Here is a 23,761-nt window from a genome sequence, read left to right on the forward strand (position 1 = left end):
CAGGGATCAGCTGGGTGCGCTCAGCCTGCGACGACCTCATCGCCGCTCACGCTGACGGCGACAGCTGGCAGTGGCTTCTTGGCAGGCCCGGCGATCACCTCGCCCGTCGTCGAGTTGAATCGCGAGCCGTGGCACGGGCAATCGAGCTCTTTCTTGGCTGGGGCGACCTTGCATCCCTGATGAGTGCAAATAGCGCTGAACGCCACTACTTTTCCCGTAGTGGGCTGCGAAATGATGATCGGCGCGTTGTCGAGGACTGCGGAGATCGATCCGCCCACCGGGATGTCGGAGAGCTTCGCGATCGCTGCACCAGGAGACTCGGCCGGGGGTGCTTCAGTAGCTGGTGATTCAGGAGTCGGTGCTTCAGCAGTTGGTGACGTCGTCGCCTGAGCTGTCTGGCTCGCGCCGGTGTCTGGCTCAGGACTGGAGCAGGCTGCCAGGGCAAGTGCCGCGCCCGCAACGCTGGTACCAAGCAGAATCGTGCGTCGTGGAACCTGGGCTGCGTTGGCCATCATGCCTCCTTGTTGGATGGAACCCTCACCATGCCCTCTTGGGCGACCGAGGCGAGCAGAATGCCGCTCCGACTGTAGATGCTGCCTGTCGCCAGTCCGCGACCACCCTGCGCTGACGGCGAATCCTGAACGTAGAGCATCCATTCGTCGACACGGCCGAAGCGATGCCACCACATGGCGTGGTCGAGGCTGGCAACCTTGAGGCCACGCTCGATCCAGGCGATCCCGTGGCGGCGCATCACGGGCTCCATGATCGAATAGTCACTCGCATACGCAAGTGCTGCCCTGTGCAGGTCTGGGTCGTCAGGCATCGGGCCGAGGGTCTTCATCCACACGGCCTGCTTGGCGGTGTGCTCACCGTCGACCGAGAGGTAGATCGGGGAGGGGACGTGACGGATGTCGAACGGGCGTTCAGTCGCCCAGTACCTGGCGATCGAGTGATCGACCTGCGAGAGGGAGTCTGCGGCGGTCGGCAACGACTCGGGGTCGGGGAGGTCGGCCGGCATCTCGATCTGGTGTTCGAGGCCTTCGTCGTCGTCCTGGAACGAGGCGATCATCGAGAGGATCGGCACGCCATCCTGATACGCCTGCGTGCGCCGGGTGGAGAACGATCTGCCGTCATGGATGCGATCGACCGAGAAGGTGATGTTCTGGTTGACGTCGCCAGGGCGAAGAAAATAGCCGTGCATCGAGTGGACATGTCGATCGTCAGGCACTGTGCGCATCGCCGCAACCAGCGATTGGGCAAGCACTTGCCCGCCGAAGACGCGTCCCTGTGGCATCCACTGGGACGGGCCTGTGAAGATGTCTTCGCTGGTGCGTGCGCCGGTATCGGTCAGATCCAGGGCCGCGAGAAGGGCTTCAATCGGTTTGTCCATGCTGTCTCCTGACCCGAGCGCTGCCGACGCGGCGCAAACCACAACTTACCTTGGTAGTTTAGACAGCAGATGAGCCAGTCATTTTCTCTTACAGATTCCCTCTCCCTTCGTGACCTGCAGGTATACCTGTCGCGCGCCAGTCGAGTCGAGGACGGTTCGGTGCGCCTGATTTCGGCAGCCGGCGTCCTCGCCGTCTACACCGCGATTCTGTATCCGCGCGGGTTGCTCGACACCAGCCCAACGGTGCTGGGTCTGCGCACATTCGCGCTCAGTGAACAGGTCGACCTCGATGTCGTTGTTCCTGTGCGATCGCTGCTCGATCGGGTAGCCCGCCTGCAGACGCTGAACGGCGAGGAATCGGATGAACCCGTTTCGATCTCTGTTCCCCTGCAGGTCAACACCGTGACCTGGGCCGGGATCTCACCGCCGCGCGGCGGCTGGAAGGCGCTGGGCCAGACGGATGCCGCGGTTCTGGAATCTGCTGCACGTGCAGGGATCGATGAGGTCGCGGCTGCGATCCCGACCGGGACGGGCGAACAGCTCGTTCAGCGGGTGCGCTCCGATGTGTGGAGCCGTCCCATCGACGCGCTCGAGCACGTGCCCGCCGGTGCCGGATTCGCTGCATTCAGCCTCGGGTTCCTGGCCGACGGCGATCCTGTCAATCTATTCGACACCGGAACCTGGACACGCCTCAGCACGAGTCGCGGACACGTCCTGGTGAAGCGCAAGGCCTGGTCGCTGAACTCCTAGCTACAGCGCCGCAACCACCGCGCGGCCGGCCGTGCGCCCGGAGAACAGGCATCCGCCCAGGAATGTGCCTTCGAGTGAGCGATAGCCGTGTACGCCGCCGCCGCCGAAGCCACTGGCCTCTCCTGCGGCGTACAGGCCTGGAATAGGCGTGCCGTCAGCGCCGAGAGCCCGAGCCGACAGGTCGGTCTGAATCCCACCCAGGCTTTTGCGGGTGAGGATGTGCAGCTTGACCGCAATGAGCGGACCGGCCTTCGGATCAAGCAGCTTGTGCGGGCTCGCCACACGGATGAGCTTGTCGCCGCGATAGTGCCTGGCCTGCCTGATCGCGTTGATCTGGGCGTCCTTCGAGAAGTCATTGTCGAGTCCGCGATCACGCCCGCGGATCTCGGCTTCGACCCTGGCTGCGTCGATCGTGACCTCGGGGGAGAGCCGCTGCATGCCCGTCAGGAGCTCCGGCAGGGTGTCGGCAACCACGAAGTCGACCCCGTGACGTTTGAACGCCTCAACGGCGCCTGGGGCGCCGGGAGTGACGCGCTTGGCGAGCAGCTTGAGATCCTTGTCGGTGAGATCGGGGTTCTGCTCACTGCCCGACAGCGCGAACTCCTTTTCGATGATCTTCTGAGTGAGAACGAACCAGCTGTAGTCGTATCCGGTTTTCTGAATGTGTTCGAGGGTGCCGAGGGTATCGAACCCAGGAAAGAGCGGAACAGGCAGGCGCTTGCCCGTTGCGTCAAGCCACAACGACGACGGTCCGGGCAAAATGCGGATGCCGTGGGCGGCCCACACCGGATCCCAGTTGGTGATGCCCTCGGTGTAGTGCCACATCCGGTCGCCGTTGATGAGCGTGGCGCCCGCCTCTTCGGCAATGCCGAGCATCCGTCCGTCGACATGCGCAGGCACGCCGGAGAGCATTGTCTTCGGTGGCGTGCCGAGCCGGGCAGGCCACCGCTTGCGAACGAGGTCGTGGTTGCCGCCGATTCCGCCGCTGGTCACGATGACAGCGGATGCCCACAGCTCGAAGTCACCGATCGCCTCGCGTGAGCTCGCAGCGCCACGCACAGCATTGCTCGGAGTGAGTCGGCTTCCCCGCACGCCGGTGACAGCTCCATTTTCGACGATGAGCTCGTCGACCCTGTGCCGATGCAGCATCGTGACCAACCCTGCAGCGACCCCGTCGCGTACCTCGGCGATGAACGGTGCAAGCACGCCGGGGCCTGTACCCCAGGTGATGTGAAAACGAGGCACAGAGTTGCCGTGCTCAAGCGCGGTGTACCCACCACGCTCCGCCCAGCCGACGACGGGAAAAAACCGTACCCCCTTCTCATGAAGCCAGGCGCGCTTCTCGCCTGCCGCGAAGTTGAGGTAAGCCTCGGCCCAGCGTTTCGGCCAGGCGTCTTCTTCACGGTCGAAGCCGGCGCTGGCGAACCAGTCCTGGGTCGCAAGCTGCAGCGAATCCCGCACACCCATGCGCCGCTGTTCGGGTGAGTCGATCAGGAACAGCCCTCCGAATGACCACCACGCCTGTCCGCCCAGGGAGGCGGCGGGCTCCTGGTCAACCAGAAGCACCCGCTTGCCTGCCTTGACGAGCTCAGCTGTTGCGACGAGACCGGCCAGCCCCGCTCCCACAACGATGACATCGGCTGTTGATGGTGGTGTGCTCAATGCGACTCCCTTGTCGGCAATGGTGCGCGGATCTGAAACGGCGAGCTGGGACTCAGTCGTCGAATGTATTGAGCATGGCGTGCGCTGCCCTGTCCAGATAATCCCACAACTGGTCCCGCTGCAGTGGCGGAAGTTCCATCGTGTCGAGCGCATTCTTCATGTGAAGCAACCAGCGATCGCGGGCATCGGGGTTCACCTTGAACGGCTGGTGCCGCATTCGCAGACGCGGGTGGCCACGCTGTTCGCTGTACGTGCCCGGTCCGCCCCAGTACTGCTCGAGGAACATGGTGAAGCGTTCGGCCGCTGGACCGAGGTCTTCTTCTGGATACATCGGCTTCAGGACAGGGTCGCCGGCAACGCCCTCGTAAAAGCGGCTGACCAACTGCTCGAAGAACGGTCGACCGCCGACCTGCTCGTAGAAGCTCGGTGTGACGGCAGCGCCGTTCTCACCGTCGCGCAGGTGGATTCCGGACTTCTCACTCATCGGTGGCCTTCGGGTTCGGGTTGGATGGGTTCTGGGCCGGCTTGTTGGCTGGCTTCGGTGATTCCGGCTTCGGTGATTCCGGCTTAGATGCAGCAGGCTTCTGTGCATCAGTCTTCTGCGTGGGGCTCTGCACTGTGCTGATGCTGCGGGCATCCCTGGAGGGCGAAATCGCCGTCGGTGAACCGATGTTCTTCGCTGCGGCGTCTCTGTCCGCTGCATCCTTCGCGGCCTGGGCTCGATCTGCCCGCGCCTTGGCCCTGGCCTGCTTGGGAGTGAGAACGGGTTCTTCAGAAACGGGAATCGGACGGGTACGCGGGGGCTTGGCGCCCATCACGCTTCCCGCGTTCTCGAACCCGGTCAGCACGACAGTGTTGAGCGACGGCAACTGGATGCCGAGCTCGTCAAGCCCCTTCTTCAGGCGCAGGCGAAGCTCGCGGCCGACATCGTCCTTGGCCGTTGTGCGAGTCTTCACCACGACGCGAATGATCATTGCCTCGTCAGAGATCGACTCGAGACCCCAGATCTCCGGGCGCTCCATGATGCGAGAACGCCACTTGGGGCTGGCGGCCATGTCGAGTGCGATGCGCAGGATTGAGGCCTGCACTTCATCGACGTCGGTGTCATACGGAACTGCGAGGTCGACGATGACTCGTGACCAGCCCTGCGACATATTTCCGACGCGCAGGATTTCACCATTGCGTACGAACCAGAGCGTGCCGTTCACGTCGCGCACCTGCGTGATGCGGATGCCGACGGATTCGACGACACCGGTTGCCGGGCCGAGGTCGACGACGTCTCCGACACCGACCTGGTCCTCCATCACCATGAACAGGCCGTTCAGGACGTCTTTAACGATGTTCTGGGCACCGAAACCGAGACCGGCACCGAGTGCAGCGGTCAGCAGGGCGAATGAACCGATGATGTTGCTGTCGATCTCGTTGACGATCAGGATGAGAGCGACAACGAGCAGGATGACGTTGACGATGTTGCTGAGGACTGAGCCCAGCGTGCGGGTGCGCTGGACGAGCCTGACGGCAGCCAGCGGCGAGGCCAGAAGCGATTGGGTGTCGTTGACGTTCTGCTTCTTCTTGGCGCCAGAGACGATCTGCCTGACAACACGTTCGATCGCGAAGTGCAGTACCCAGCGCACCGCAAATGCCACAACGATGATGATGATGATACTGACAAGTGGGCCGAGGAACGGGGTATCGAAAAAGACCTCGACTGAATTCCAGAATGTGTCGTCCATATGGTCGCCATTCTACTGAGCGTGGTTTGTGCGAACCCTGAGCCAACACCAGATGGCCCGACCATTTCTGGTCGGGCCATCTGGCTTTCTAGCGCGGAGAAACTACTGCGCGTCGCGCTCCTGAGCGGCAAGGGCGCGCTCAACACCGGCCAGGTTCTCAACGATCAGGCGGCGAAGTGCTGCTGGCTCTGAGTTGGCGTCGAGCCAGTCGCGCGTCTTGTCGACGAGCTCCTGGTTCACCAGCGGCGACGGGTAGAGACCGACAATGAGCTTCTCAGCGATCGCGTATGAACGCGACGCCCAGATCGGCTGCAGCATGTCGAAGTATGCGCTGACGAACGGTTCGAGCAGCGTGGTGTCATCAGCACGCAGGAAGCCTGCTGCCGTGACGCGCACGATGGTGTTCGGCGCGGTGTCCACGTCGATGAGCGACGACCAGGCCGCCTGCTTGCCCTCTGCCGTTGGGATCGCTGCGCGAGCCTGTGCAGCCGACTGTGCACCGGTTGCCGTGTTGTCGGCAGCGAGGGCAGCATCGATCTCTGCAGCCCCTGCAACTCCACCGGCGACGAGCGCAATGAGCAGCTCCCAGGCCAGATCGGTGTCGATCTCGAGTCCATCGAGCTTCTCGGTACCGTTCAGCAGCGCTGACACCGCAGCGAGCTGCGTGGGAGTCGACGCAACAGAGGCGAAGAACTTCACGAACTGGAACTGTGCGTCACTGCCGGCTTCTGCTCCCCGTGCAAGCTCGAGAAGTGCATCGCCGACCTCGGCCACGATCGCGTCGCGGTGCGCCGAAGTGACGTAGCTCGTCGCCGTCAGCACCAGCTGGCCGAGAACCGTGCGGAGCGTCGTCGACTCTGTCTCCGTCGCAATGTTGTTCAGCACCAGGCGTACGAAATCACGCGGCGCGGTCTCTGCGTCGCGCGTCGCATCCCAGGCCGAGCCCCAGACGAGTGAACGCGCAAGCGGGCTCTCGATGGCTGCAAGGTTTTCGATCGCCACGTTCAGGCTGGTCTCGTCAAGACGGATCTTGGCGTATGCCAGGTCGTCATCGTTGAGCAGGATGAGCGCTGGGCGGGTGTGACCGACCAACTCTGCGACATCAGTGCGTTCGCCGTCGACATCAAGCTCGATGCGGTTGGTACGAATGAGCTTGCCGTCCTGCAGCTCGTACATGCCGATGGCCAGACGGTGCGGGCGGATCGTCGGGTAGTCGGCGGCAGCAGTCTGCAGCACGGTGAATCCGGTGATGACTCCGTCGTCGTCGAGCGTGATCTCGGGGCGCAGCGTGTTGACGCCTGCCGTTTCGAGCCACAGCTTCGTCCACTCAGACAGGTCGCGTCCGCTGGCGGCCTCGAGCTCGACCATCAGGTCGCTCAACTCGGTGTTGCCCCAGGCGTGCTTCTTGAAGTACGCGGCGACACCGGCGAAGAACGCGTCGATGCCGACCCAGGCGACGAGCTGCTTGAGTACTGATCCGCCCTTGGCGTACGTGATGCCGTCGAAGTTAACGAGCACGTCTTCCAAGTCGTTGATCGTGGCAACGATGGGGTGGGTCGACGGCAGCTGGTCCTGCTTGTATGCCCAGCTCTTCTCCATAGCGGCGAAGGTGGTCCAGGCTTCGGTCCACTCCGTGGCTTCTGCCGTCGCGATCGTCGATGCCCATTCTGCGAACGACTCGTTCAGCCACAGGTCGTTCCACCACTTCATGGTGACCAGGTCGCCGAACCACATGTGGGCGAGTTCGTGCAGGATCGTGACGACGCGGCGTTCCTTGATGGCATCCGTCACCTTGGAGCGGAAGACATACGTCTCAGTGAACGTCACAGCGCCGGCGTTCTCCATTGCTCCGGCATTGAACTCGGGAACGAAAAGCTGGTCGTACTTGTCGAATGGGTACGCGTAGTCGAACTTCTCCTCGAAGTATGCGAAGCCCTGACGGGTCTTTTCGAAGATGTAGTCAGCGTCGAGGAACTCAGACAGGCTCTTGCGGCTGAAGACGCCGAGCGGGATCGTGCGGCCATCGCGTGACGTCAATTCGCTGCGCACGACGGCGTACGGGCCGGCGACGAGTGCAGTGATGTAGCTCGAGATGGTGTGAGTGGGAGCGAACGCCCAGGTCTTGCGCGCTGCGCCGGCCTCAGTCGTGCCTGCGTCAGTGGGAACAGGAGTCGGCGAGTTGGAGACGACTTCCCATTCGGCCGGGGCCGTCACTGTGAACGCGAACGTCGCCTTGAGGTCAGGCTGCTCGAAGACGGCGAACATGCGGCGAGAGTCAGGCACCTCGAACTGGCTGTAGAGGTAAACCTCCTGGTCGACGGGGTCGACGAAGCGGTGCAGTCCCTCACCGGTGTTGGTGTACAGCGCGTCGGCGACGACGGTCAGTTCGTTCTCTGCCGCCAGGCCATCAAGCTGAATGCGGATGCCATCGCTCACGACTGCGGGATCGAGGGCGGTTCCGTTCAGGGTGACTGAGTGGACAGTCTTGGTGATGGCGTCGATGAATGTCGAGGCGCCTGGGGTTGCGGTGAACTTCACCGTGGTGGTGCTGGCGAACGTCTCAGGCCCGGTAGTCAGGTCGAGCGTGACGTCATAGCTGGTAACTGCAACGAGCGCAGCACGCTCTTGGGCTTCGACCCTGGTCAGGTTTTCTCCGGGCAACGATTTCTCCAATTCGATTCAACGACTCACCAGCGCTCGTGGCGGCGGTGCACGATGATCAAGCCTAGCCATGATCATCAGGTGCATGGCCATGATCACCCACCACGGGGTTAGTGTGCAGGCATGGGCGGCAGCTGATGAAGGCCAGCATGGATCCCACGGCGGCAACGGCAGAACGATATCGCGCCTTCGCTGATGTCGAAGCGCGCGGTATGAGCGCCTGCTACGAAGCCTGGGCGCATGGCGTGGCAGTGGATCCACAGACAATCGCGTTCATCAACCGGCTGCCGGCCGCCAAGCGCCAGCCCAACCTTGTCTTCAGTGCCGCACGCCTTCACGGAGCGGGAGCGGGTTCGTATGAAACGTTCGCCCATTGGCTCGCTGAGCACTGGGATGAGGTCCAGAACACCTGCCTCACCCACGCGACGCAGACCAATGAAGCTGGTCGCTGCGCCACGCTGCTGCTGGCGCTCGCCGCACTCGACGGGCCGCTTGCGCTGATCGAGGTGGGGGCATCCGCTGGACTGTGCCTGTATCCCGATCGTTACAGTTATCGATATCACCGGCCAGACGGAACCGAGGTGTCGCTGCACCCACAGACTGGACAGAGCGCCGTTGTGTTGGACTGCGCAGTCAGCGGCCCAGTCCCAATTCCTGACATGCTGCCCGAGGTGATCTGGCGGGCAGGAATCGACCTGAATCCGTTGGATGTGCGAAATGAAGCGGATGTCGCCTGGCTTGATGCGCTGATCTGGCCTGAGCACGACGACCGGCGTGCGCGCCTGGCTGCTGCGATCACGATAGCCAGAGCTGAACCGGTCGAGATAGTGCGTGGCGATCTCAACGACACGATCGAGCAACTGGTGGCGCGTGCACCGGCAGGCGCCACGATTGTTGTCTTTCACACTGTGGTGCTCGCCTACCTCGACGAAGACGCTCGAGAGCGCTTCGCGGTGACGATGGCTCGCTTGCCGGTGCGCTGGCTGGCGAACGAGGGGCGCACTGTCGTGCCCGGTGTGGCGAAGCAGCTACATGAGTTGCCAGCCGTAGCGAGTGACTTCGTTCTATCGCTCGACACGATGCCGCTGGCGTTCACGCAACCGCACGGACGCACGCTGCGCTGGCTGAATGCGTAGCGAACGGATCGTGCGCCAGCTGCGATCGCTAGGCCGCTGCCGCCTGGAGGGCGGTTTCGGCGCGCTCCGCGCTGCCCCCTGCGAGGGCGCGGCTGAGTGATCCGCGCAAAGCCAGCCACATGACAACCCCCGCGACAAGTACGAGCCCCTCGCTGACCGTGAGCGCCCAGATAATGCCCCCGAGACCGAACCACAGATTGGCAAGAATCACGATCGGAATGAAAAGGATTCCCTGCGTCATTGACATGATTGCTGCCGGTAATGCGCGACCTGCTGCCATGAACAATGACGTGATAAGTCCGACGAAGCCGTTGAAAATCATTGACACAAGCTGCGCAGTGATGATTGTCATACCGAGGGCGAGCAATGAGGTGTCAGCCACGAACACGGAGAACACCTGATCCCGAAAGGCGAAGACGGCTGTTGAGAAAATGAGGGCGATGCTGCCGACAGCGATCGCCGCACCGCGTAGCGCTGCACGCAACCGAGCGCTGTCTCCCTTTCCGAATGCGTACGCGAGCAGCGGCAACACTCCGATGGTGACGCCCATGATGAGAAACTCGGGAACCTGCGCGATACGTACGCCGACCCCGATGGCAGCGAGTGGACCGTCACCGTAGCCTGCTGCGAGGTTGTTGAGCACAAGCGATGTGACGATGAGGAATCCGGCTTGCAACAGTTCGCTGACCCCGACGCCGAACACGGGTTTCACGACGGAGGGAGACAGCGTGAACCACTTCGGCGCGAGGCTCACCTGCTCGCTGTTGCGTGTCAGCCAGGTCACGAAGTAGGCAACGCTAATCACGTTGGCAAGGCCAACTGCCAGCGCGGCTCCGGCGACTCCCCAGTGCAGGACGAGGATGAACAACACGTCGAAGACCAGATTCATGATCGTGGAGATGATGAGCCCGTTCATCACCTGCCTGGCGGCGCCCTCGGCGCGCACGAGCTGCTCGAGACAGAATCCTGCGGCGAGAACCGGAACGAATGCGAGTGTGACGCCGACGAAGGCGCTCGTCGCTGGGACAGCAGCGCCGCTCGCGCCGAGCGCAGCGACGAGCGGATCGAGAAAGACGAGGCCGATGGCGCCGAGCAGCGCTCCGACAATCACGGCACCCCACACAGAGAACGACGCGACGTGCTTGATCTCGCCGGCTCGTGCCGGATCCTGTTCTGAGGCGCCGAGCAGCCGAGAGATGAGCGCGCTGCCGCCTGTGCCAAACACACCGCCAACCGCCATGACGAGTCCCAGGATCGGTGCACCGAAGGTGACTGCGGCGAGGAGAGTCGAATCGTGGAGTGAGCCGATGAAGCCGGCATTGATGACGTTGTAGATGGCGCTGACGATGAAGGCGGCTGCCATGGGGACGCACAAATGGATGAGGGCGCGCACGATCGGCGCGGTTGAGAGGTACCAGCGGTTGCTACCGGCGTTCTCGGATGCTGCGGGGTTCGAGCTGCTCATGGGTGCTCCCTTTCGGGCAGGACTGGGCCGTTTTCGGGCGTGGCTGAAGACGCGCCGTCGGACGCCGGCGCGGTGGAGGACAGGATGCGAGGAGCCCCGCCCTGTTGGCTAGGGTCGGGAGGGTCGCGGCAACTCTGCAGTCACCTTCGTAAGGAGTGCAGAGAGAGCGTCTCGTTCTTCCGTGTCGAGTGGGGCGAGGATGTCCTCCTCCGCGCGCTTCATGGCAGCGTCGAATCCTGCGACGAGATCGATGCCGGCCGCCGTGGCGTAAACGCGCTTACTGCGTTCGTTCCCGGCTTCAGTGCGCCGCTCAATGAGACCTCGACGCTCGAGTCCCTGCAACAGGCTGGAGACGCTCGCCGATGACGTACGCGTGATCTCGGCGATATCGCGCTGTATCGCGCCGGGATTCTGAACGAGGAACCCAAGCACGAAGCCCTGCTGGTGGCTGAGGTCGCGTTCGCGGGTCCACTCAAGGGCTGCCTGCTGCTGTGCCCAGCCGATCCAGCGGAGCAAGTCAAGACTGCTGGGGAGCGGTGTCTCTGATACCTTCATGGTTAGAACTCTAATTGTTAGAGTTCTAACTGTCAACTCTCATGCTGCAAATGCCTCGAGTTGGTCAGTACAGCTAGTCGACCAACTCGATCTGCGTCGAAATGAAGTGTTTCTCAGCCGGCGATAGCGTGACAGCGTCATCAGTGATCGCTTCGATGTGGCACAGCGAGCAGATTTCATTCACCACGTGCATGGGGACTGCCTCATCGAGATGAGCGACGATCCACTGCTTGGCGGGAATGTCGAGGTGCGGCCACCACTGCTCGATTGGCGGCAGAACGGTTGAATTCGGCATGTCAGCTCCTTGGTGCAAGACCGGTACGAGACCTCTGATGTGCACCTTCAACGATACGCGCTTGCCCGCACTCCGGGCAGGGGCTACCAGCTTCCTGGTTTGTAATCCTTGAGGAAGACACCAGTGAGGTCTTCGCCTGCCTCGCCGCGCACGATGGGGTCGTAGACGCGCGCTGCGCCATCCACCAGGTCGAGAGGGGCGTGGAAGCCTTCCTCGGCCAGGCGCACCTTGGTCGGATGCGGACGTTCATCGGTGATCCAGCCCGTGTCGACGCTTGTCATCAGGATGCCGTCAGACAGCATCTCCTTCGCGCTCGTGCGGGTGAGCATGTTGACGGCCGCCTTGGCCATGTTGGTGTGCGGGTGACCAGGTCCCTTGTAGCCGCGCCCGAAGACGCCTTCCATTGCAGACACGTTGACGATGTAGGTGCGACGAGCGGGGGATGACGCCATCGACGCCCGCAGGCGGCTCACGAGCAGGAACGGTGCAGTCGTGTTGCACAGCTGGACTTCGAGCATTTCGAGCGGGTCGACATCTTCGACGTTGGCCGTCCAGCTGTTCGCCTTGTGCAGGTCGGGCACCAGCCCGCCGGCATCAATGGCGGTACCGTCAGCAAGACGCTCAAGCGACGAGGAGCCAGGCGCCAGTGCGAGGTTGGTCAGGTCAGCTGCCGTGAGGCCACCCGTACCAGAGAGCGCTGCAGCCGCCAGGATGGGGTGGCTGGCCACCGAGGCAGCCAGAGCGAGCGGATGCGCGTCGCTGGTGTGCCCGAACGTCACGATCTCTGGCAGTGGGCCATCGGGCAGCGGTGACGACTCAGCCTCGACGAGGGGCGCGTACGACCCGGCAGAGCGACGCACGGTCTGCGCTGCATTGTTGATGAGGATGTCGAGTGGGCCTTGTTCTGCGACCGAATCGGCCAGGCCGATCACCTGGGCGGGATCGCGCAGGTCGATGCCCACGATGCGCAGGCGGTGCAGCCAGTCTGCTGAATCCGGCATGGCGGCGAAGCGGCGAACTGCATCGCGAGGGAAGCGGGTGGTGATCGTGGTGTGGGCACCGTCACGCAACAGGCGCAGGGCGATGTACATGCCGATCTTCGCGCGGCCACCGGTGAGCAGGGCGCGCTTGCCGGTGAGGTCGGTGCGGGCATCGCGCTTCTCGTGACTCATGGCAGCGCAGCTCGGGCAGAGCTGGTGGTAGAAAGCGTCGACGAGGGTGTACCGCTGCTTGCAGATGTAGCAGGGGCGGGCAACAAGGAGTTCGCCGGCGCTCGGGGCCTCGGTGCCCCGGGTGAGCTCGGCGCCACGGGTCTCGTCGTCGATCCTTGTCGGAGCGCCGGTCGCCGTCGCAGCGATGACATCGCGGTCAGCCTCGGCAATCGCCTGGCGCTTCTCTGCGCGGCGAACCACCTTGACAGACTTGAACATCTTGGCTGTCGCCTGGCGAACTGTGGTGAAGTCAGGGTCGTCAGGGTCGATGTCACTGAGGGAAGCCAGAACGCGGAGGGTGACCTCGAGATCATTCGGGTCGATGCCAGGCGCCGATTCGGGGAGGGAAAGCTCAGAGGTCATCAGAGAATTCTACGACGACCAGCCTGAAGGGCTGCCCAGATGAATGCGAGGACACCCTTAGGGTTGTCGCATGACTGATTCCGTTGACTTCTGGTTTGACCCGTCGTGCCCGTGGGCCTGGATGACCTCGCGGTGGGTCGACGAGGTGGCCCGTCAGCGCGACCTTGACGTGACCTGGCATGTGATGAGCCTGGCCGTGCTCAACGAGGACAAGGATGTCAGCGATGAATACAAGGCGTTCTTCCCTCGCGCACTGAAGTACACCCGTCTGGTGACGGCCGCACAGCAGCTGCACGGCCAGGAGATCGTCAAACCGCTCTACGATGCGCTTGGCACTCGCATCCACCCCGGCGACAATACGAACCCCGACGAGGTGATTCCTGCGGCGCTCGCCGAAGTCGGTCTGCCTGAGAGTTTTGCCGCATACGCGGACAGCGACGAGTTCGATGCAGAGATGCGCGCGAGCCACTTCGAGGGCATCAACAAAGTGGGTCAGGACGTCGGAACCCCGGTGATCGCTGTCAATGGCGTCGCATTCTTCGGCCCTGTCATTTCGCCGGCACCGAAGGGCGAGGAAGCCGTCAAGCTCTGGGACGGCGTCGTCGCCGTGGCCAGCTACGACGGATTCTTCGAGATCAAGCGCACGCGCACCAGAGGGCCGATCTTCAACTGAGTGCCAAAACAGCGGATGAGTGCTGAATAGACTGTTTTCATGCGCATCCATATCGCCACCGACCACGCCGGACTGGATTTCAGCCAGTACTTGATCACCCACCTCACTGAGGCAGGTCACGATGTGATCGACCACGGTCCGACGAGCTATGACGCACTCGATGACTACCCGGCGTTCTGCATCAACGCGGCGCAGGCAGTGGTGAACGATCAGGCTGAGGGCGTTCAGGCGCTTGGCGTCGTCTTCGGCGGTTCGGGCAACGGCGAGCAGATCGCAGCGAACAAGGTCGCCGGCGCTCGCGCCGCCCTGGTCTGGAACCTGAGCACCGCAACGCTGGCCCGCGAACACAACGATGCCAACGTCATCTCGATCGGCGCCCGTCAGCACAGCATCGAGGAGGCCACGAGCTTCATCGATGCATTCATCAACGAACCGTTCTCCGGGGACGAGCGTCACGCGCGTCGCATTGCCCAGCTCGCCGAGTACGAACTCACCGGCGACATCGCAGGCAAAGGCGTCGACCACTAGCCGTGCCTGAGGGACATTCGGTTCATCGCATCGCCCGTCAGTTTGCCCGCAACTTCGTGGGCCAACGGGTCGCTCTTTCCTCGCCTCAGGGCCGCTTCGCTGCGGGCGCTGCCGAACTCGATGGTCATGTGATGACAGACGCCAAAGCTGTCGGCAAGCAGATGTTCCTTGAATTCGACAACGGGCTGTGGTTGCGCGTGCACCTCGGCCTCTACGGCGCCTGGGATTTTGCCGGCGAAATACAGATGGATGCGACGATCGCGTCGGCGAATGGCCGTATGGGGCAGACCAACCAGCGCGGAACCGATATGGCGTTGGACACTGACCCGGTGTTCGATACAGACGGCGAGAACTCGATGCACAGCATTGGTGCGCCTCGGCGTACCAGGGTACGGATGTCGGAGCAGGAGAAAGAAACGGGGGAGATCGGTACGTTCCCGCCCGAGCCTGTTGGCCAGGTGCGGGTACGTCTGCTCACGGACACCGTCTGCGCGGACCTCCGCGGTCCGACCGCCTGTGAAGTGCTGACGCCCGACCAGGTCGATGCCGTGCTGGCCAGACTTGGACCGGATCCCTTGCTTGACTCAAGCAAGGCGGCCGAAGACAGATTCACGACGATGGTGCGCAAGAAGAACACGCCCATCGGTCTTCTGCTGATGGACCAGTCGGTCGTCAGCGGAATCGGCAATGTGTATCGAGCCGAGATGTTGTATCGGGCCAGGATCAATCCGTATACGCCAGGAAAGCTGCTGCCGGAAGAAACTGTCAGAGGACTCTGGCGCGACTGGGCGCACCTGCTCGAAATCGGTGTCACCACCGGCCAGATGATGACCATGGACCAGCTGTCGCCAGACGACTACGTCAAGGCAATGGCCAGCCGTGCTGACAGGCACTGGGTGTACAAGCGCGAAGGCCTGCCCTGCCGCGTCTGTGGAGTGCACATCACACTCGAAGAAATGGGCGCCCGCAAGCTGTACTGGTGCCCGAACTGCCAGAAGTAGCATGAGTGCCATGACGCTTGTTCTGCGCGACGCTCGACTGCCGGGCAGCGATGACGTCACCGATATTGAGATCCTGACAGCAGCGGATGGCACAGCAACCCTCGGACGCATGGGGTACCTCGGTCCTGGCAGCGCCGGTACCGACGAGCTTGATCTCTGCGGACGCTTCGTCGTCCCCGGCCTCTGGGACAATCACGTGCACTTCACCCAGTGGGCGCAGACATCCAGGCGTCTGAATGTCTCGTTGGCGACGTCAGCCGCCGAGACTGCTGCGCTGGTCGCCCGGCGTCTCGGCTCACAAACAGCACGTGCGGCGATCAATACTGAGACACTTGTCGGCTTCGGATTCCGCGATGGCCTCTGGCCTGATGTGCCGTCACGGGCAGTGCTCGATGCCGCGTCTGGGTCGGTTCCGGTTGTACTGATCAGCGGTGACCTGCACTGCTGCTGGCTGAACTCGGCAGCCCTTGCCCAGCGCGGGTATGGCGATCATCTCACCGGCCTGTTGCGAGAGGCCGCGGCATTCGCTGTAGTCGAAGAGCTGGGGCTCGTGGCAGAGGACGTGATGGACGGCTGGGTTGCCGACGCTGCGCAGGCTGCTGCGGCGCGCGGTGTCGTCGGCATAGTCGACATGGAAATGACCTGGAACCGTGACGACTGGGCGCGTCGTATCGCCGCGGGTAACACGGCGCTCAGAGTTGAGTTCGGTGTCTACAGCCAGGATCTCGACAGGGCGATCGCCATGGAACTCACGTCAGGCGCGATCGTCGACGGCACCGATGGCCTGCTCTCCGTCGGCCCGTACAAGGTCATCACCGATGGATCGTTGAACACCCGGACTGCGTATTGCTTCGATGAATACCCGGGGCTGGCCGGGCTGCCGGGGTCGCACGGGTTGCTCACCGTGCCGACGGACGAGCTCGTCAGCTGGATGCGGAAGGCCAGTGTCGCCGGCCTCAGGCCTGCAGTGCATGCGATCGGTGACCACGCGAACACTCTCGCCCTTGATGCCTTCGCAGCGGTGGGTTGTGGCGGCAGCATCGAGCACGCGCAGTTGTTGACCAGCACGGACATCGTCCGGTTCGCTGAGCTCGGGGTCGTGGCCAGCATGCAACCCGAGCATGCGATGGATGACAGGGATGTCGCAGACGTGTTCTGGGCGGGCCGTACCGAGCGCGCATTCATGCTCGCCAGCCTGCAGGAAGCAGGGGTCGAGCTTGCGCTCGGCTCTGACGCCCCTGTCGCGCCGCTTGATCCGTGGGTGAGCATTGCAGCGGCTGTCGGGCGCAGCCGGGATGACCGCGAGCCGTGGCACCTCGAGCAGGCGATCTCGCGGCAGGCAGCGCTGGCCGCCAGCGCGCGGGGTCGACATGCGGTGTCGAGTGGGGAGGTCGCCGATCTGGTTGTCTGTGAGATCGACCCTTACGTGGCATCCGTTTCGGATCTTCGGCAGATGCCGGTGGCCGCCACCATGTTGAATGGCCGGTTCACGTACTCCCGGCTCTAGCGTGTGACGGACGCGGGGGTTTACCCCCGGTCGTTTTCGGATGCGCACCCCATGCTGTTGATCGCTCCGCGCGGCGACACTGGATACAGGTCACAACACGTAGGAGAACTGATTTCATGAATACGTCATCGATGGATATGCCCATACGGCGGAGGGGATACGGCTCGCTGTGGGCAGGGGTGCCGCGCGAACTCGGATTCTTGCTTCTCACTCTCCCCGTTGTGATCGTTTCGTTCACCGTTCTTGTCACGCTCTTCAGCCTGGGTGCCGGGCTGGTCGCGCTCTTTGTTGGCCTGTTCGTCATCGTTGGCGCGCTCTACGCTGCCAGGGGGTTCGGCGCGTTCGAACTGACGCGGCTGCGCCTGGCCGGGCAGCCGCCTATCCAGGAGCCACGATGGAATCCCCGCAACGAGCCGGCCTCTGCGCTCCGTACTCTTCTCGGGCCCCTCGTCAACGGCCACTACTGGCTGTATCTGCTGCACGGCATGGTCGTGAATTTCACCGTGGGTCTGCTGACGTGGTGCGTCACGGTCGTCTGGGTGGCTGCTGGTCTCGGGGGAGTGACGTATTGGATCTGGGGATGGGTCACCTCGGGCAATACCGGTGCGAACCTGCACGAGCTCATTCTCAACTGGCTAGCGCCAGGCACGGTGCTGCCTGTCGATTCGCAGACGGCCGAGATCATCCTTCAGTTCCTGCTGGGCGTCGTGTTCCTGTTGACGTTGCCGCTGGTCACACACCTGTTCGTGCTGCTGCACAACGCCATCGCACGGGGGATGCTCGGGGCCTGGCCATCTGAGGCATTGCAGCAGGAAGTCGCCGATCTCTCGGCATCCCGTGGGGCAGCCGTCGCGGCCGAGAACCAGTCGCTTCGTCGCCTTGAGCGCGACATCCACGATGGTCCGCAGCAGCGGCTGGTGCGGATGCAGATGGATCTGGCCAGTGCCGAGCGCAAGCTCGACGCCGATCCGGAGGCCGCGAAGATACTCATCGACGAAGCGCGCGCCCAGGCCAGCGAGACGCTCGAAGAACTCCGTGCGCTCTCTCGTGGGCTGGTTCCGCCGATCCTTCAGGACCGCGGACTCGTCGCCGGGCTCGAGTCGCTCGCCGCGCGGAGCACGATTCCGGTGCAGATCGAGATGCACCTCGACCACACACAGGAGCTTCCGTCTGAGATCGAACGCAGTGCCTACTTCATCACGTCCGAGTTTCTGACGAATGCGGCCAAGCACTCGAACGCAACGCTGGTGCGTCTGCACGCAGCGCTCAGACGAGCAACAGACGGTACGAGCTGGCTCGATATCTGGGTGATCGACAATGGCAACGGTGGCGTCAACGTCACCGATGGTCATGGGCTTGCGGGACTTGACGAGCGTTTGCGTGGACTTCGCGGCATCCTGAGTGTCGACAGCACCCCCGCCGGGACCACGATGGGTGCTCACATCCCGCTGCCGGCAGCAGCTTCGGCACTGCAGCAGAGTCCGGTACTGGGCGAGAGCACGGCCCCCGTATCCTGAATGCATGACTGACGCTGTACCTGCTGCACGACCGCTTCGACTCGTCCTCGCCGAGGATTCCGTCTTGCTCCGCGAGGGGCTGGTACGACTCTTCGACGAGGCCGGGTTCGAGACGGTTGCAGCGTACGGCGATGCGGTGGGGCTCCTCGCGGAGATCGAGGCGCTGAAGCCCGACCTGGCGATTCTGGACGTGCGGATGCCACCGACGTTTCGTGACGAAGGCATCCAGGCGGCACTTGAGCTGCGAAAGCGGATGCCGGCCATCGGCATCCTGCTGCTCAGCCAGTATGTCGAGGGCACTTATGCCCACGAGCTGCTTTCTGCAGGAGAGGGCGGACTCGGTTACCTGCTGAAAGATCGCGTCGCATCGCTTGATGAGCTGCAGGACGCCGTTGCACGTGTGAGCGCAGGCGGAACAGTGCTCGACCCTCAGGTCGTCAAAGAATTGCTCGCCAGGCGCACTGATCCGCTGCGCGCATTGACGCCCAGGGAACGGGACGTGCTGGGCCTCATGGCCGAGGGACGCACCAACGCCGGTATTTCTGAGGAGCTGACTATCGGTGTTGGGGCAGTCGAGAAGAACGTAACTGCCATCTTTCAGAAGCTCAACCTTGAGGATTCGGGAACGGATCACCGTCGGGTGCTTGCCGTGCTGACGTTCCTGCAGCGCTAATTCTGTCGATGATGACGCCGACGGCCAGCGCGATTCCCACGCCGAGTGCAGCCCCCAGTACTGGCTGGTCCCGCACCCAGTGCCCGGCGAGCATTCCTATGAGAACCGAGTAGATCGCCCAGCAGCCGCCGGCCAGAACGGTAAGCGGCCAGAACCTGCGATACGAAAATCGGATGGCGCCCGCGGTCATGTTCACGGCGATGCGGCCAATGGGAATGTAGCGGGCGATGAGCAGCATCGTCGTTGCCCGCCTGTGCAACCCGCGTCTGGCCCAAGCGAAAGCGGTCAGCGCGCGACGGTGTCGCATCCAGCAAAAACGTTCGGTGCCGATCGTGCGCCCGAGCCAATACGCGATGTTGTCACCGACTGCGGCGCCGAGTGCCGCCAGCACGACGATGACGATGGGGTTGGGGGCTCCGGTGCTTACGCCGATCGCAGCCGCGACGACGACGATGCTCTCGCTGGGGACAGGCGGAAAGAACCCGTCCACCACGACGATGACGAAGACCACGAGATAGACCCAGGGGGAGTTCACTGTAGTAAGCAGAAAGTCCGAGAGCATGTCCATGCGAGCTGATCGATTCAGTTGGTTGTGGCGTCAGTACAGCGAATTCGTCGCCATTTCAGGCTAGAAGAGTGCGGGGAATTCGGCATCACTCCCGGGTTGTTCGACCGTCATCCGCGAGGATGACTGCGGGGAGTTGGCGGTAGCGCCACCAGGTTGATCGAGGAAGACGTCACAGGCGAAGCGCCGGAAATGTTCGCGCTGAGCGAAAAGCACAGCGAGGAATAAAACGAATGCAGAGATCGCCGTCGTCGAGTCACCTGACAGGTTCGACCTCATACCGGCGTATCGTCTCGCGCCCCCAGACACGAAAGAGATCACCCATGCACAACGGGTGTAAACGAGGGTCGGCACGCCCGGAATGCAAAAAGGACCGGCCACATGGCCGATCCTTTTTGCTGAATATTTTTCTGAGGGGCTGACGAGAATCGAACTCGCATCATCTGTTTGGAAGACAGAGGCTTTACCACTAAGCTACAGCCCCGAATCCGGCGTGTTTCCGCCGGGATTTCGTATTCAGTTATTGGTCACTCTCGCGCAAAGCACGGGATTGATGGGTACGCGTAGTCAGTGTGAAAGACAGAGGGTCTACCATTGACCTACATCCCCAAGCCCGTGTTCGCTGGGCACTCGAATAGCGTAGTACATGTTTGAGTGACCGATGTGCACCATCGATGTGACAGCTCGATGAAAGGCGTCGGTGACATCAGGCGTCCGATCCTGTGCAGTAGACTGACCGAGGTCAATCTGCGAGCTAGGTGAAAATCTGGGCATCGTGATTGATCAACCGGGTTGAAAGTAATGCCCGGGGCGTAGCTCAGCTTGGTAGAGCGCTCGGTTTGGGACCGAGAGGTCGCAGGTTCGAATCCTGTCGCCCCGACCATTTACCCCAGAACATCGTTCAATAACAGGAGATCCCTACGTGAAGTCCACGATCGAAAAGCTGAGCCCGACCCGCGCCAAGCTCACCATCACGGTGACGGCCGATGAACTCAAGCCGAGCATCACCCACGCATACGGCCACATCGCCGAGCAGATGAACATCCCCGGCTTCCGTAAGGGCAAGATCCCGCCGGCACTTGTCGACCAGCGCGTTGGCAAGATGGCCGTTCTCGAGCACGCTGTCAACGAAGGCCTTGACGGTTTCTACCGCGCAGCCGTTGAAGAGAACAAGCTCCGCCCGCTCGGTCGTCCGTCGGCCGACATCGTTGAATGGCCGAGCGACAAGGACTTCTCCGGAGACCTGCTGCTCTCGATCGAGGTTGACGTTCGCCCCGAGATCGAGCTGCCCTCCTACGAAGGCCTCAAGCTGACCGTCGACGCCGTTGAGGTGTCAGACGAAGAGGTCGCCGAAGAGCTCGACAAGCTTCGTAGCCGCTTCGGTACACTCGTCACCGTCGACCGCCCGGCCACCACTGGTGACTTCGTGCAGATCGACCTGAACGCGTCGATCAAGGGCGTCGAGGTCGACACCGCCAGCGGCATCTCATACGAGGTTGGCTCAGGCGACCTGATCCAGGGCATCGACGAAGCCCTCGAGTCACTCACCGCCGGCGAGACCACCACCTTCAACTCCGACCTTCTCGGTGGAGACCACGAGGGCGAGACTGCAGAGATCACCGTCACGGTGACCGCAGTCAAGGAGCGCGAGCTTCCCCCGCTCGACGATGACTTCGCTCAGATCGCCAGCGAGTTTGACACCGTCGAAGAGCTGAAGAACAGCCTCAAGACTCAGGTCGAGCGTTCCAAGGTCTTCGGCCAGGGCAGCCAGGCTCGTGAACTGCTCCTCGACCAGCTTCTTGAGGCCGTTGAGGTCCCGATCCCTGAAGCGATCATCGAAGACGAAGTTCACCGTCACCTCGAGGGCGAGAACCGCCTCGAAGACGCTGAGCACCGTGCAGAGGTCACCGAGTCGAGCGAGAAGACGTTCCGTCAGCAGATCCTGCTCGACACCATCGCTGAGGCAGAGAAGGTCCAGGTCAGCCAGGACGAACTGACCCAGTACCTGATCCAGGGCGCAGCCCAGTACGGCATGGACCCGAGCGAATTCGTTCAGGCGCTGTCGTCCAACGGCCAGATCCCATCGATGGTTGCTGAAGTTGCTCGCAACAAGGCACTCGCCATTGCCCTCGGCAAGGCAGAGGTCGTTGACTCCAACGGCGACAAGGTTGACCTCGCTGAGTTCACCGCTGTCGTTGCCAACGACGAAGCCGCTGCAGACGCTGAGGCAGACGACGCTGAAGAGGCACCGGCTGAGGCCGAGGCTGCTGAAGCAGAGGCAAAGCCGAAGAAGAAGGCTGCAGCCAAGAAGTAATTTTCACCTGCATTGCATAAAGGGCCGGATGTCGATGACATCCGGCCCTTTTGCCTTGTTTGCACCTCCCGCAATCTGCCGAGGGCGAACACGCCGGTTCTGGCGCGTTAGCTCCGATAGATTCAATTTCAAGCGATAACTGAAACGGAGCACGACATGGCCGACCAGACACCTACACCCGGTGTTTTTGACCGACTGCTGAAGGACCGCATCATCTGGCTCGGCTCAGAGGTCCGTGACGACAACGCCAACGAGATCTGTGCAAAGATCCTGCTGCTTGCCGCAGAGGATTCTGAGCGGGATATCTTCCTGTACGTCAACTCACCAGGTGGCTCGATCACAGCAGGCATGGCAATTTACGACACGATGAAGTTCGTGCCGAACGACATCGTGACCGTGGGCATTGGCCTTGCGGCATCCATGGGCCAGTTCCTGCTGTCCTCTGGCACGAAGGGCAAGCGGTACATCACGCCTAATGCCCGCGTCCTCCTGCACCAGCCATCAGGCGGATTCGGCGGCACTGCAGCCGACATCCAGACTCAGGCCAAGGTCATCCTTGACATGAAGAAGCGGATGGCTGAGCTCACGGCAGAGCAGACCGGCAAGTCGGTCGAGCAGATCCTCATCGACAACGACCGCGACAACTGGTTCACTGCCCAGGAGGCTCTGGACTACGGTTTCGTTGACCACCTGCGCGAGTTTGCGTCGGAAGTGGTCGGCGGCGGCGGCACCGACGACTCAGTGAACAAGAAGTAGAACGGGCAGTACACAGACATGGAATTCACGAATTTTGGTCACCAGGCTGGCGGACGCGCACCGCAGGCGCCAGAGGCTCGTTACATCCTCCCTACGTTCGAAGAGCGCACGGCATACGGCTACAAGCGCCAGGACCCGTACGCCAAGCTCTTCGAAGACCGCATCATCTTCCTCGGCGTGCAGATCGATGACGCATCCGCTGATGACGTCATGGCGCAGCTCCTCGTTCTTGAGAGCCAGGACCCCGACCGTGACATCGTCATGTACATCAACTCACCGGGTGGCTCGTTCACCGCGATGACGGCGATCTACGACACGATGCAGTACATCCGTCCGCACATCCAGACGGTCTGCCTCGGCCAGGCGGCATCAGCCGCCGCGGTCATCCTCGCCGGAGGTACCCCGGGTAAGCGCCTTGCGCTCCCGAACGCCCGCATCCTCATCCACCAGCCCTCAGCCGGTGGCCAGGGCGGCGGACAGGCATCCGACATCGAGATCCAGGCCGCTGAGATCCAGAGGATGCGCGAGTGGCTGGAAGAGACGATCTCCCACCACTCGAACCGCACCCCTGAGCAGGTTCACAAGGACATCGACCGCGACAAGATTCTCGGTGCATCCGAGGCACTTGAGTACGGCCTGATCGACCAGATCCTGACCTCACGCAAGAACGTTCCGACGCTCGTTAAGTAACGACACGTCACAACACAGAGACGTAACCCTATGGGCGCGGCGGATGAGTGGCTGACTGACAGTCGCCTTATCCGCCGCGTTTCTGTGTCTCGCGAACGCGAGGTCGACAGGGCAGTCTGGCCTGCGACGCTTCCCGCGGTGCAGAGCGTCATCGACGAGGGTTTCGACCTGGGCGCAGGCGTCACATTTCTGGTTGGTGAGAACGGCAGCGGTAAGTCGACGATCATCGAAGCCGTCGCCGCAGCTGTCGGACTCCCCGCAGAAGGCGGCACTCTGAACGGCGGTCAGACCACAAGGCAGAGTGAATCTCCGCTGG

General features: G+C 62.5%; 22 protein-coding genes, 2 tRNA genes and 1 pseudogene. 13 read left to right on the plus strand and 12 right to left on the minus strand.

What is annotated here, in order from left to right:
- Nucleotides 1–20: 20 nt before the first annotated feature.
- Together ACMT3I_RS04280 and ACMT3I_RS04285 are read right to left on the minus strand one after the other, a co-directional pair.
- A complete protein-coding gene (locus ACMT3I_RS04280) occupies nucleotides 21–515 on the minus strand; it encodes a Rieske (2Fe-2S) protein (RefSeq protein WP_414803194.1) in 495 nt (164 codons plus the stop codon).
- Entirely contained in the window at nucleotides 512–1,390 is an 879-nt protein-coding gene (locus ACMT3I_RS04285) for an acyl-CoA thioesterase (protein WP_414803195.1), read from the minus strand. The genes ACMT3I_RS04280 and ACMT3I_RS04285 overlap by 4 nt, the downstream gene beginning before the upstream one ends.
- Nucleotides 1,391–1,459: 69 nt before the next feature.
- On the opposite strand from ACMT3I_RS04285, the gene ACMT3I_RS04290 reads away from it, so the two are divergent.
- Nucleotides 1,460–2,140 carry a hypothetical protein gene (locus tag ACMT3I_RS04290; protein WP_414803196.1) on the plus strand — a complete coding sequence of 227 codons (681 nt, stop codon included), beginning with the start codon at nucleotides 1,460–1,462 and terminating at the stop codon, nucleotides 2,138–2,140.
- Here the strand turns inward: ACMT3I_RS04290 and ACMT3I_RS04295 are convergent, their stop codons facing one another.
- The 4 genes from ACMT3I_RS04295 to pepN form a co-directional block, all read right to left on the minus strand.
- Entirely contained in the window at nucleotides 2,141–3,802 is a 1,662-nt protein-coding gene (locus ACMT3I_RS04295) for an FAD-binding dehydrogenase (RefSeq protein WP_414803197.1), read from the minus strand.
- 52 nt (nucleotides 3,803–3,854) lie between these two features.
- Nucleotides 3,855–4,286: a globin gene (locus tag ACMT3I_RS04300; protein WP_414803198.1), complete on the minus strand. Its 432-nt coding sequence runs from the start codon at nucleotides 4,284–4,286 to the stop codon at nucleotides 3,855–3,857.
- Nucleotides 4,279–5,535 carry a mechanosensitive ion channel domain-containing protein gene (locus tag ACMT3I_RS04305; protein ID WP_414803199.1) on the minus strand — a complete coding sequence of 419 codons (1,257 nt, stop codon included), beginning with the start codon at nucleotides 5,533–5,535 and terminating at the stop codon, nucleotides 4,279–4,281. The genes ACMT3I_RS04300 and ACMT3I_RS04305 overlap by 8 nt, the downstream gene beginning before the upstream one ends.
- Nucleotides 5,536–5,637: 102 nt before the next feature.
- The gene (gene pepN, locus ACMT3I_RS04310) at nucleotides 5,638–8,196 is read right to left on the minus strand and encodes an aminopeptidase N (protein ID WP_414803200.1); all 2,559 of its coding nucleotides are present in this window, start codon (nucleotides 8,194–8,196) and stop codon (nucleotides 5,638–5,640) included.
- Between the two features lie 149 nt (nucleotides 8,197–8,345).
- On the opposite strand from pepN, the gene ACMT3I_RS04315 reads away from it, so the two are divergent.
- Nucleotides 8,346–9,332 (plus strand): DUF2332 domain-containing protein, encoded by a 987-nt coding sequence (locus ACMT3I_RS04315; RefSeq protein WP_414803201.1) that lies wholly within the window; start codon nucleotides 8,346–8,348, stop codon nucleotides 9,330–9,332.
- Between the two features lie 28 nt (nucleotides 9,333–9,360).
- Here the strand turns inward: ACMT3I_RS04315 and ACMT3I_RS04320 are convergent, their stop codons facing one another.
- From ACMT3I_RS04320 to ACMT3I_RS04335, 4 genes are all read right to left on the minus strand, one after another.
- Entirely contained in the window at nucleotides 9,361–10,797 is a 1,437-nt protein-coding gene (locus ACMT3I_RS04320) for an MATE family efflux transporter (RefSeq protein ID WP_414803202.1), read from the minus strand.
- A gap of 108 nt (nucleotides 10,798–10,905) precedes the next feature.
- On the minus strand, nucleotides 10,906–11,352 hold the full coding sequence (locus tag ACMT3I_RS04325) for a MarR family winged helix-turn-helix transcriptional regulator (RefSeq protein WP_414803203.1): 447 nt from the start codon (nucleotides 11,350–11,352) through the stop codon (nucleotides 10,906–10,908).
- Between the two features lie 73 nt (nucleotides 11,353–11,425).
- Complete coding sequence (locus ACMT3I_RS04330) at nucleotides 11,426–11,647, minus strand: hypothetical protein (protein WP_414803204.1); 222 nt, start codon at nucleotides 11,645–11,647, stop codon at nucleotides 11,426–11,428.
- An 83-nt stretch (nucleotides 11,648–11,730) separates the two neighbouring features.
- On the minus strand, nucleotides 11,731–13,221 hold the full coding sequence (locus ACMT3I_RS04335; RefSeq protein ID WP_414803205.1) for an SDR family NAD(P)-dependent oxidoreductase: 1,491 nt from the start codon (nucleotides 13,219–13,221) through the stop codon (nucleotides 11,731–11,733).
- Nucleotides 13,222–13,291: 70 nt separating this feature from the next.
- On the opposite strand from ACMT3I_RS04335, the gene ACMT3I_RS04340 reads away from it, so the two are divergent.
- The 6 genes from ACMT3I_RS04340 to ACMT3I_RS04365 all read left to right on the plus strand — a co-directional run bounded on the left by ACMT3I_RS04340 (nucleotide 13,292) and on the right by ACMT3I_RS04365 (nucleotide 19,120).
- Nucleotides 13,292–13,894: a DsbA family protein gene (locus tag ACMT3I_RS04340; protein WP_414803206.1), complete on the plus strand. Its 603-nt coding sequence runs from the start codon at nucleotides 13,292–13,294 to the stop codon at nucleotides 13,892–13,894.
- 39 nt (nucleotides 13,895–13,933) lie between these two features.
- Entirely contained in the window at nucleotides 13,934–14,422 is a 489-nt protein-coding gene (locus ACMT3I_RS04345) for a ribose-5-phosphate isomerase (protein ID WP_414803207.1), read from the plus strand.
- 2 nt (nucleotides 14,423–14,424) lie between these two features.
- Complete coding sequence (locus tag ACMT3I_RS04350) at nucleotides 14,425–15,423, plus strand: Fpg/Nei family DNA glycosylase (protein WP_414803208.1); 999 nt, start codon at nucleotides 14,425–14,427, stop codon at nucleotides 15,421–15,423.
- 10 nt (nucleotides 15,424–15,433) lie between these two features.
- On the plus strand, nucleotides 15,434–16,930 hold the full coding sequence (locus ACMT3I_RS04355; protein ID WP_414803209.1) for an amidohydrolase: 1,497 nt from the start codon (nucleotides 15,434–15,436) through the stop codon (nucleotides 16,928–16,930).
- Between the two features lie 116 nt (nucleotides 16,931–17,046).
- On the plus strand, nucleotides 17,047–18,447 hold the full coding sequence (locus ACMT3I_RS04360) for a sensor histidine kinase (RefSeq protein ID WP_414803210.1): 1,401 nt from the start codon (nucleotides 17,047–17,049) through the stop codon (nucleotides 18,445–18,447).
- A 4-nt stretch (nucleotides 18,448–18,451) separates the two neighbouring features.
- Entirely contained in the window at nucleotides 18,452–19,120 is a 669-nt protein-coding gene (locus ACMT3I_RS04365; protein ID WP_414803211.1) for a response regulator, read from the plus strand.
- Here ACMT3I_RS04365 and ACMT3I_RS04370 read toward each other — a convergent pair.
- Nucleotides 19,053–19,682, minus strand: a complete 630-nt coding sequence (locus ACMT3I_RS04370) for a DedA family protein (protein WP_414803212.1) — start codon at nucleotides 19,680–19,682, stop codon at nucleotides 19,053–19,055. The genes ACMT3I_RS04365 and ACMT3I_RS04370 overlap by 68 nt on opposite strands.
- A gap of 416 nt (nucleotides 19,683–20,098) precedes the next feature.
- Nucleotides 20,099–20,169 (minus strand) — tRNA-Gly (locus tag ACMT3I_RS04375).
- Between the two features lie 322 nt (nucleotides 20,170–20,491).
- Here ACMT3I_RS04375 and ACMT3I_RS04380 point away from each other — a divergent pair.
- From ACMT3I_RS04380 to ACMT3I_RS04400, 5 genes and pseudogenes are all read left to right on the plus strand, one after another.
- Nucleotides 20,492–20,568 (plus strand) — tRNA-Pro (locus tag ACMT3I_RS04380).
- A 39-nt stretch (nucleotides 20,569–20,607) separates the two neighbouring features.
- Nucleotides 20,608–21,999, plus strand: coding sequence for a trigger factor (tig, locus tag ACMT3I_RS04385; protein ID WP_414803213.1), 1,392 nt, complete (start codon nucleotides 20,608–20,610; stop codon nucleotides 21,997–21,999).
- A gap of 156 nt (nucleotides 22,000–22,155) precedes the next feature.
- On the plus strand, nucleotides 22,156–22,755 hold the full coding sequence (locus ACMT3I_RS04390) for an ATP-dependent Clp protease proteolytic subunit (protein WP_414803214.1): 600 nt from the start codon (nucleotides 22,156–22,158) through the stop codon (nucleotides 22,753–22,755).
- Nucleotides 22,756–22,773: 18 nt separating this feature from the next.
- Nucleotides 22,774–23,445 carry an ATP-dependent Clp protease proteolytic subunit gene (locus tag ACMT3I_RS04395; protein WP_414803215.1) on the plus strand — a complete coding sequence of 224 codons (672 nt, stop codon included), beginning with the start codon at nucleotides 22,774–22,776 and terminating at the stop codon, nucleotides 23,443–23,445.
- A 30-nt stretch (nucleotides 23,446–23,475) separates the two neighbouring features.
- Nucleotides 23,476–23,652 (plus strand): annotated as a pseudogene (locus ACMT3I_RS04400) (AAA family ATPase); the annotation flags it as partial.
- Between the last annotated feature and the right edge of the window lie 109 nt (nucleotides 23,653–23,761).

Source organism: Leifsonia sp. A12D58 (genome assembly GCF_047530025.1).
In the GTDB taxonomy this organism is placed as follows: Bacteria; Actinomycetota; Actinomycetes; order Actinomycetales; family Microbacteriaceae; genus Cryobacterium.

Coding starts and splice junctions, on each gene's coding strand:
- ACMT3I_RS04280 (WP_414803194.1), bottom strand. CDS start 515: ATGATGGCCAACGCAGCCCAGGTTCCACGACGCACGATTCTGCTTGGT.
- ACMT3I_RS04285 (WP_414803195.1), bottom strand. CDS start 1,390: ATGGACAAACCGATTGAAGCCCTTCTCGCGGCCCTGGATCTGACCGAT.
- ACMT3I_RS04290 (WP_414803196.1), top strand. CDS start 1,460: ATGAGCCAGTCATTTTCTCTTACAGATTCCCTCTCCCTTCGTGACCTG.
- ACMT3I_RS04300 (WP_414803198.1), bottom strand. CDS start 4,286: ATGAGTGAGAAGTCCGGAATCCACCTGCGCGACGGTGAGAACGGCGCT.
- ACMT3I_RS04305 (WP_414803199.1), bottom strand. CDS start 5,535: ATGGACGACACATTCTGGAATTCAGTCGAGGTCTTTTTCGATACCCCG.
- ACMT3I_RS04315 (WP_414803201.1), top strand. CDS start 8,346: ATGGATCCCACGGCGGCAACGGCAGAACGATATCGCGCCTTCGCTGAT.
- ACMT3I_RS04320 (WP_414803202.1), bottom strand. CDS start 10,797: ATGAGCAGCTCGAACCCCGCAGCATCCGAGAACGCCGGTAGCAACCGC.
- ACMT3I_RS04325 (WP_414803203.1), bottom strand. CDS start 11,352: ATGAAGGTATCAGAGACACCGCTCCCCAGCAGTCTTGACTTGCTCCGC.
- ACMT3I_RS04330 (WP_414803204.1), bottom strand. CDS start 11,647: ATGCCGAATTCAACCGTTCTGCCGCCAATCGAGCAGTGGTGGCCGCAC.
- ACMT3I_RS04335 (WP_414803205.1), bottom strand. CDS start 13,221: ATGACCTCTGAGCTTTCCCTCCCCGAATCGGCGCCTGGCATCGACCCG.
- ACMT3I_RS04340 (WP_414803206.1), top strand. CDS start 13,292: ATGACTGATTCCGTTGACTTCTGGTTTGACCCGTCGTGCCCGTGGGCC.
- ACMT3I_RS04345 (WP_414803207.1), top strand. CDS start 13,934: ATGCGCATCCATATCGCCACCGACCACGCCGGACTGGATTTCAGCCAG.
- ACMT3I_RS04355 (WP_414803209.1), top strand. CDS start 15,434: ATGACGCTTGTTCTGCGCGACGCTCGACTGCCGGGCAGCGATGACGTC.
- ACMT3I_RS04360 (WP_414803210.1), top strand. CDS start 17,047: ATGAATACGTCATCGATGGATATGCCCATACGGCGGAGGGGATACGGC.
- ACMT3I_RS04365 (WP_414803211.1), top strand. CDS start 18,452: ATGACTGACGCTGTACCTGCTGCACGACCGCTTCGACTCGTCCTCGCC.
- ACMT3I_RS04370 (WP_414803212.1), bottom strand. CDS start 19,682: ATGCTCTCGGACTTTCTGCTTACTACAGTGAACTCCCCCTGGGTCTAT.
- ACMT3I_RS04390 (WP_414803214.1), top strand. CDS start 22,156: ATGGCCGACCAGACACCTACACCCGGTGTTTTTGACCGACTGCTGAAG.
- ACMT3I_RS04395 (WP_414803215.1), top strand. CDS start 22,774: ATGGAATTCACGAATTTTGGTCACCAGGCTGGCGGACGCGCACCGCAG.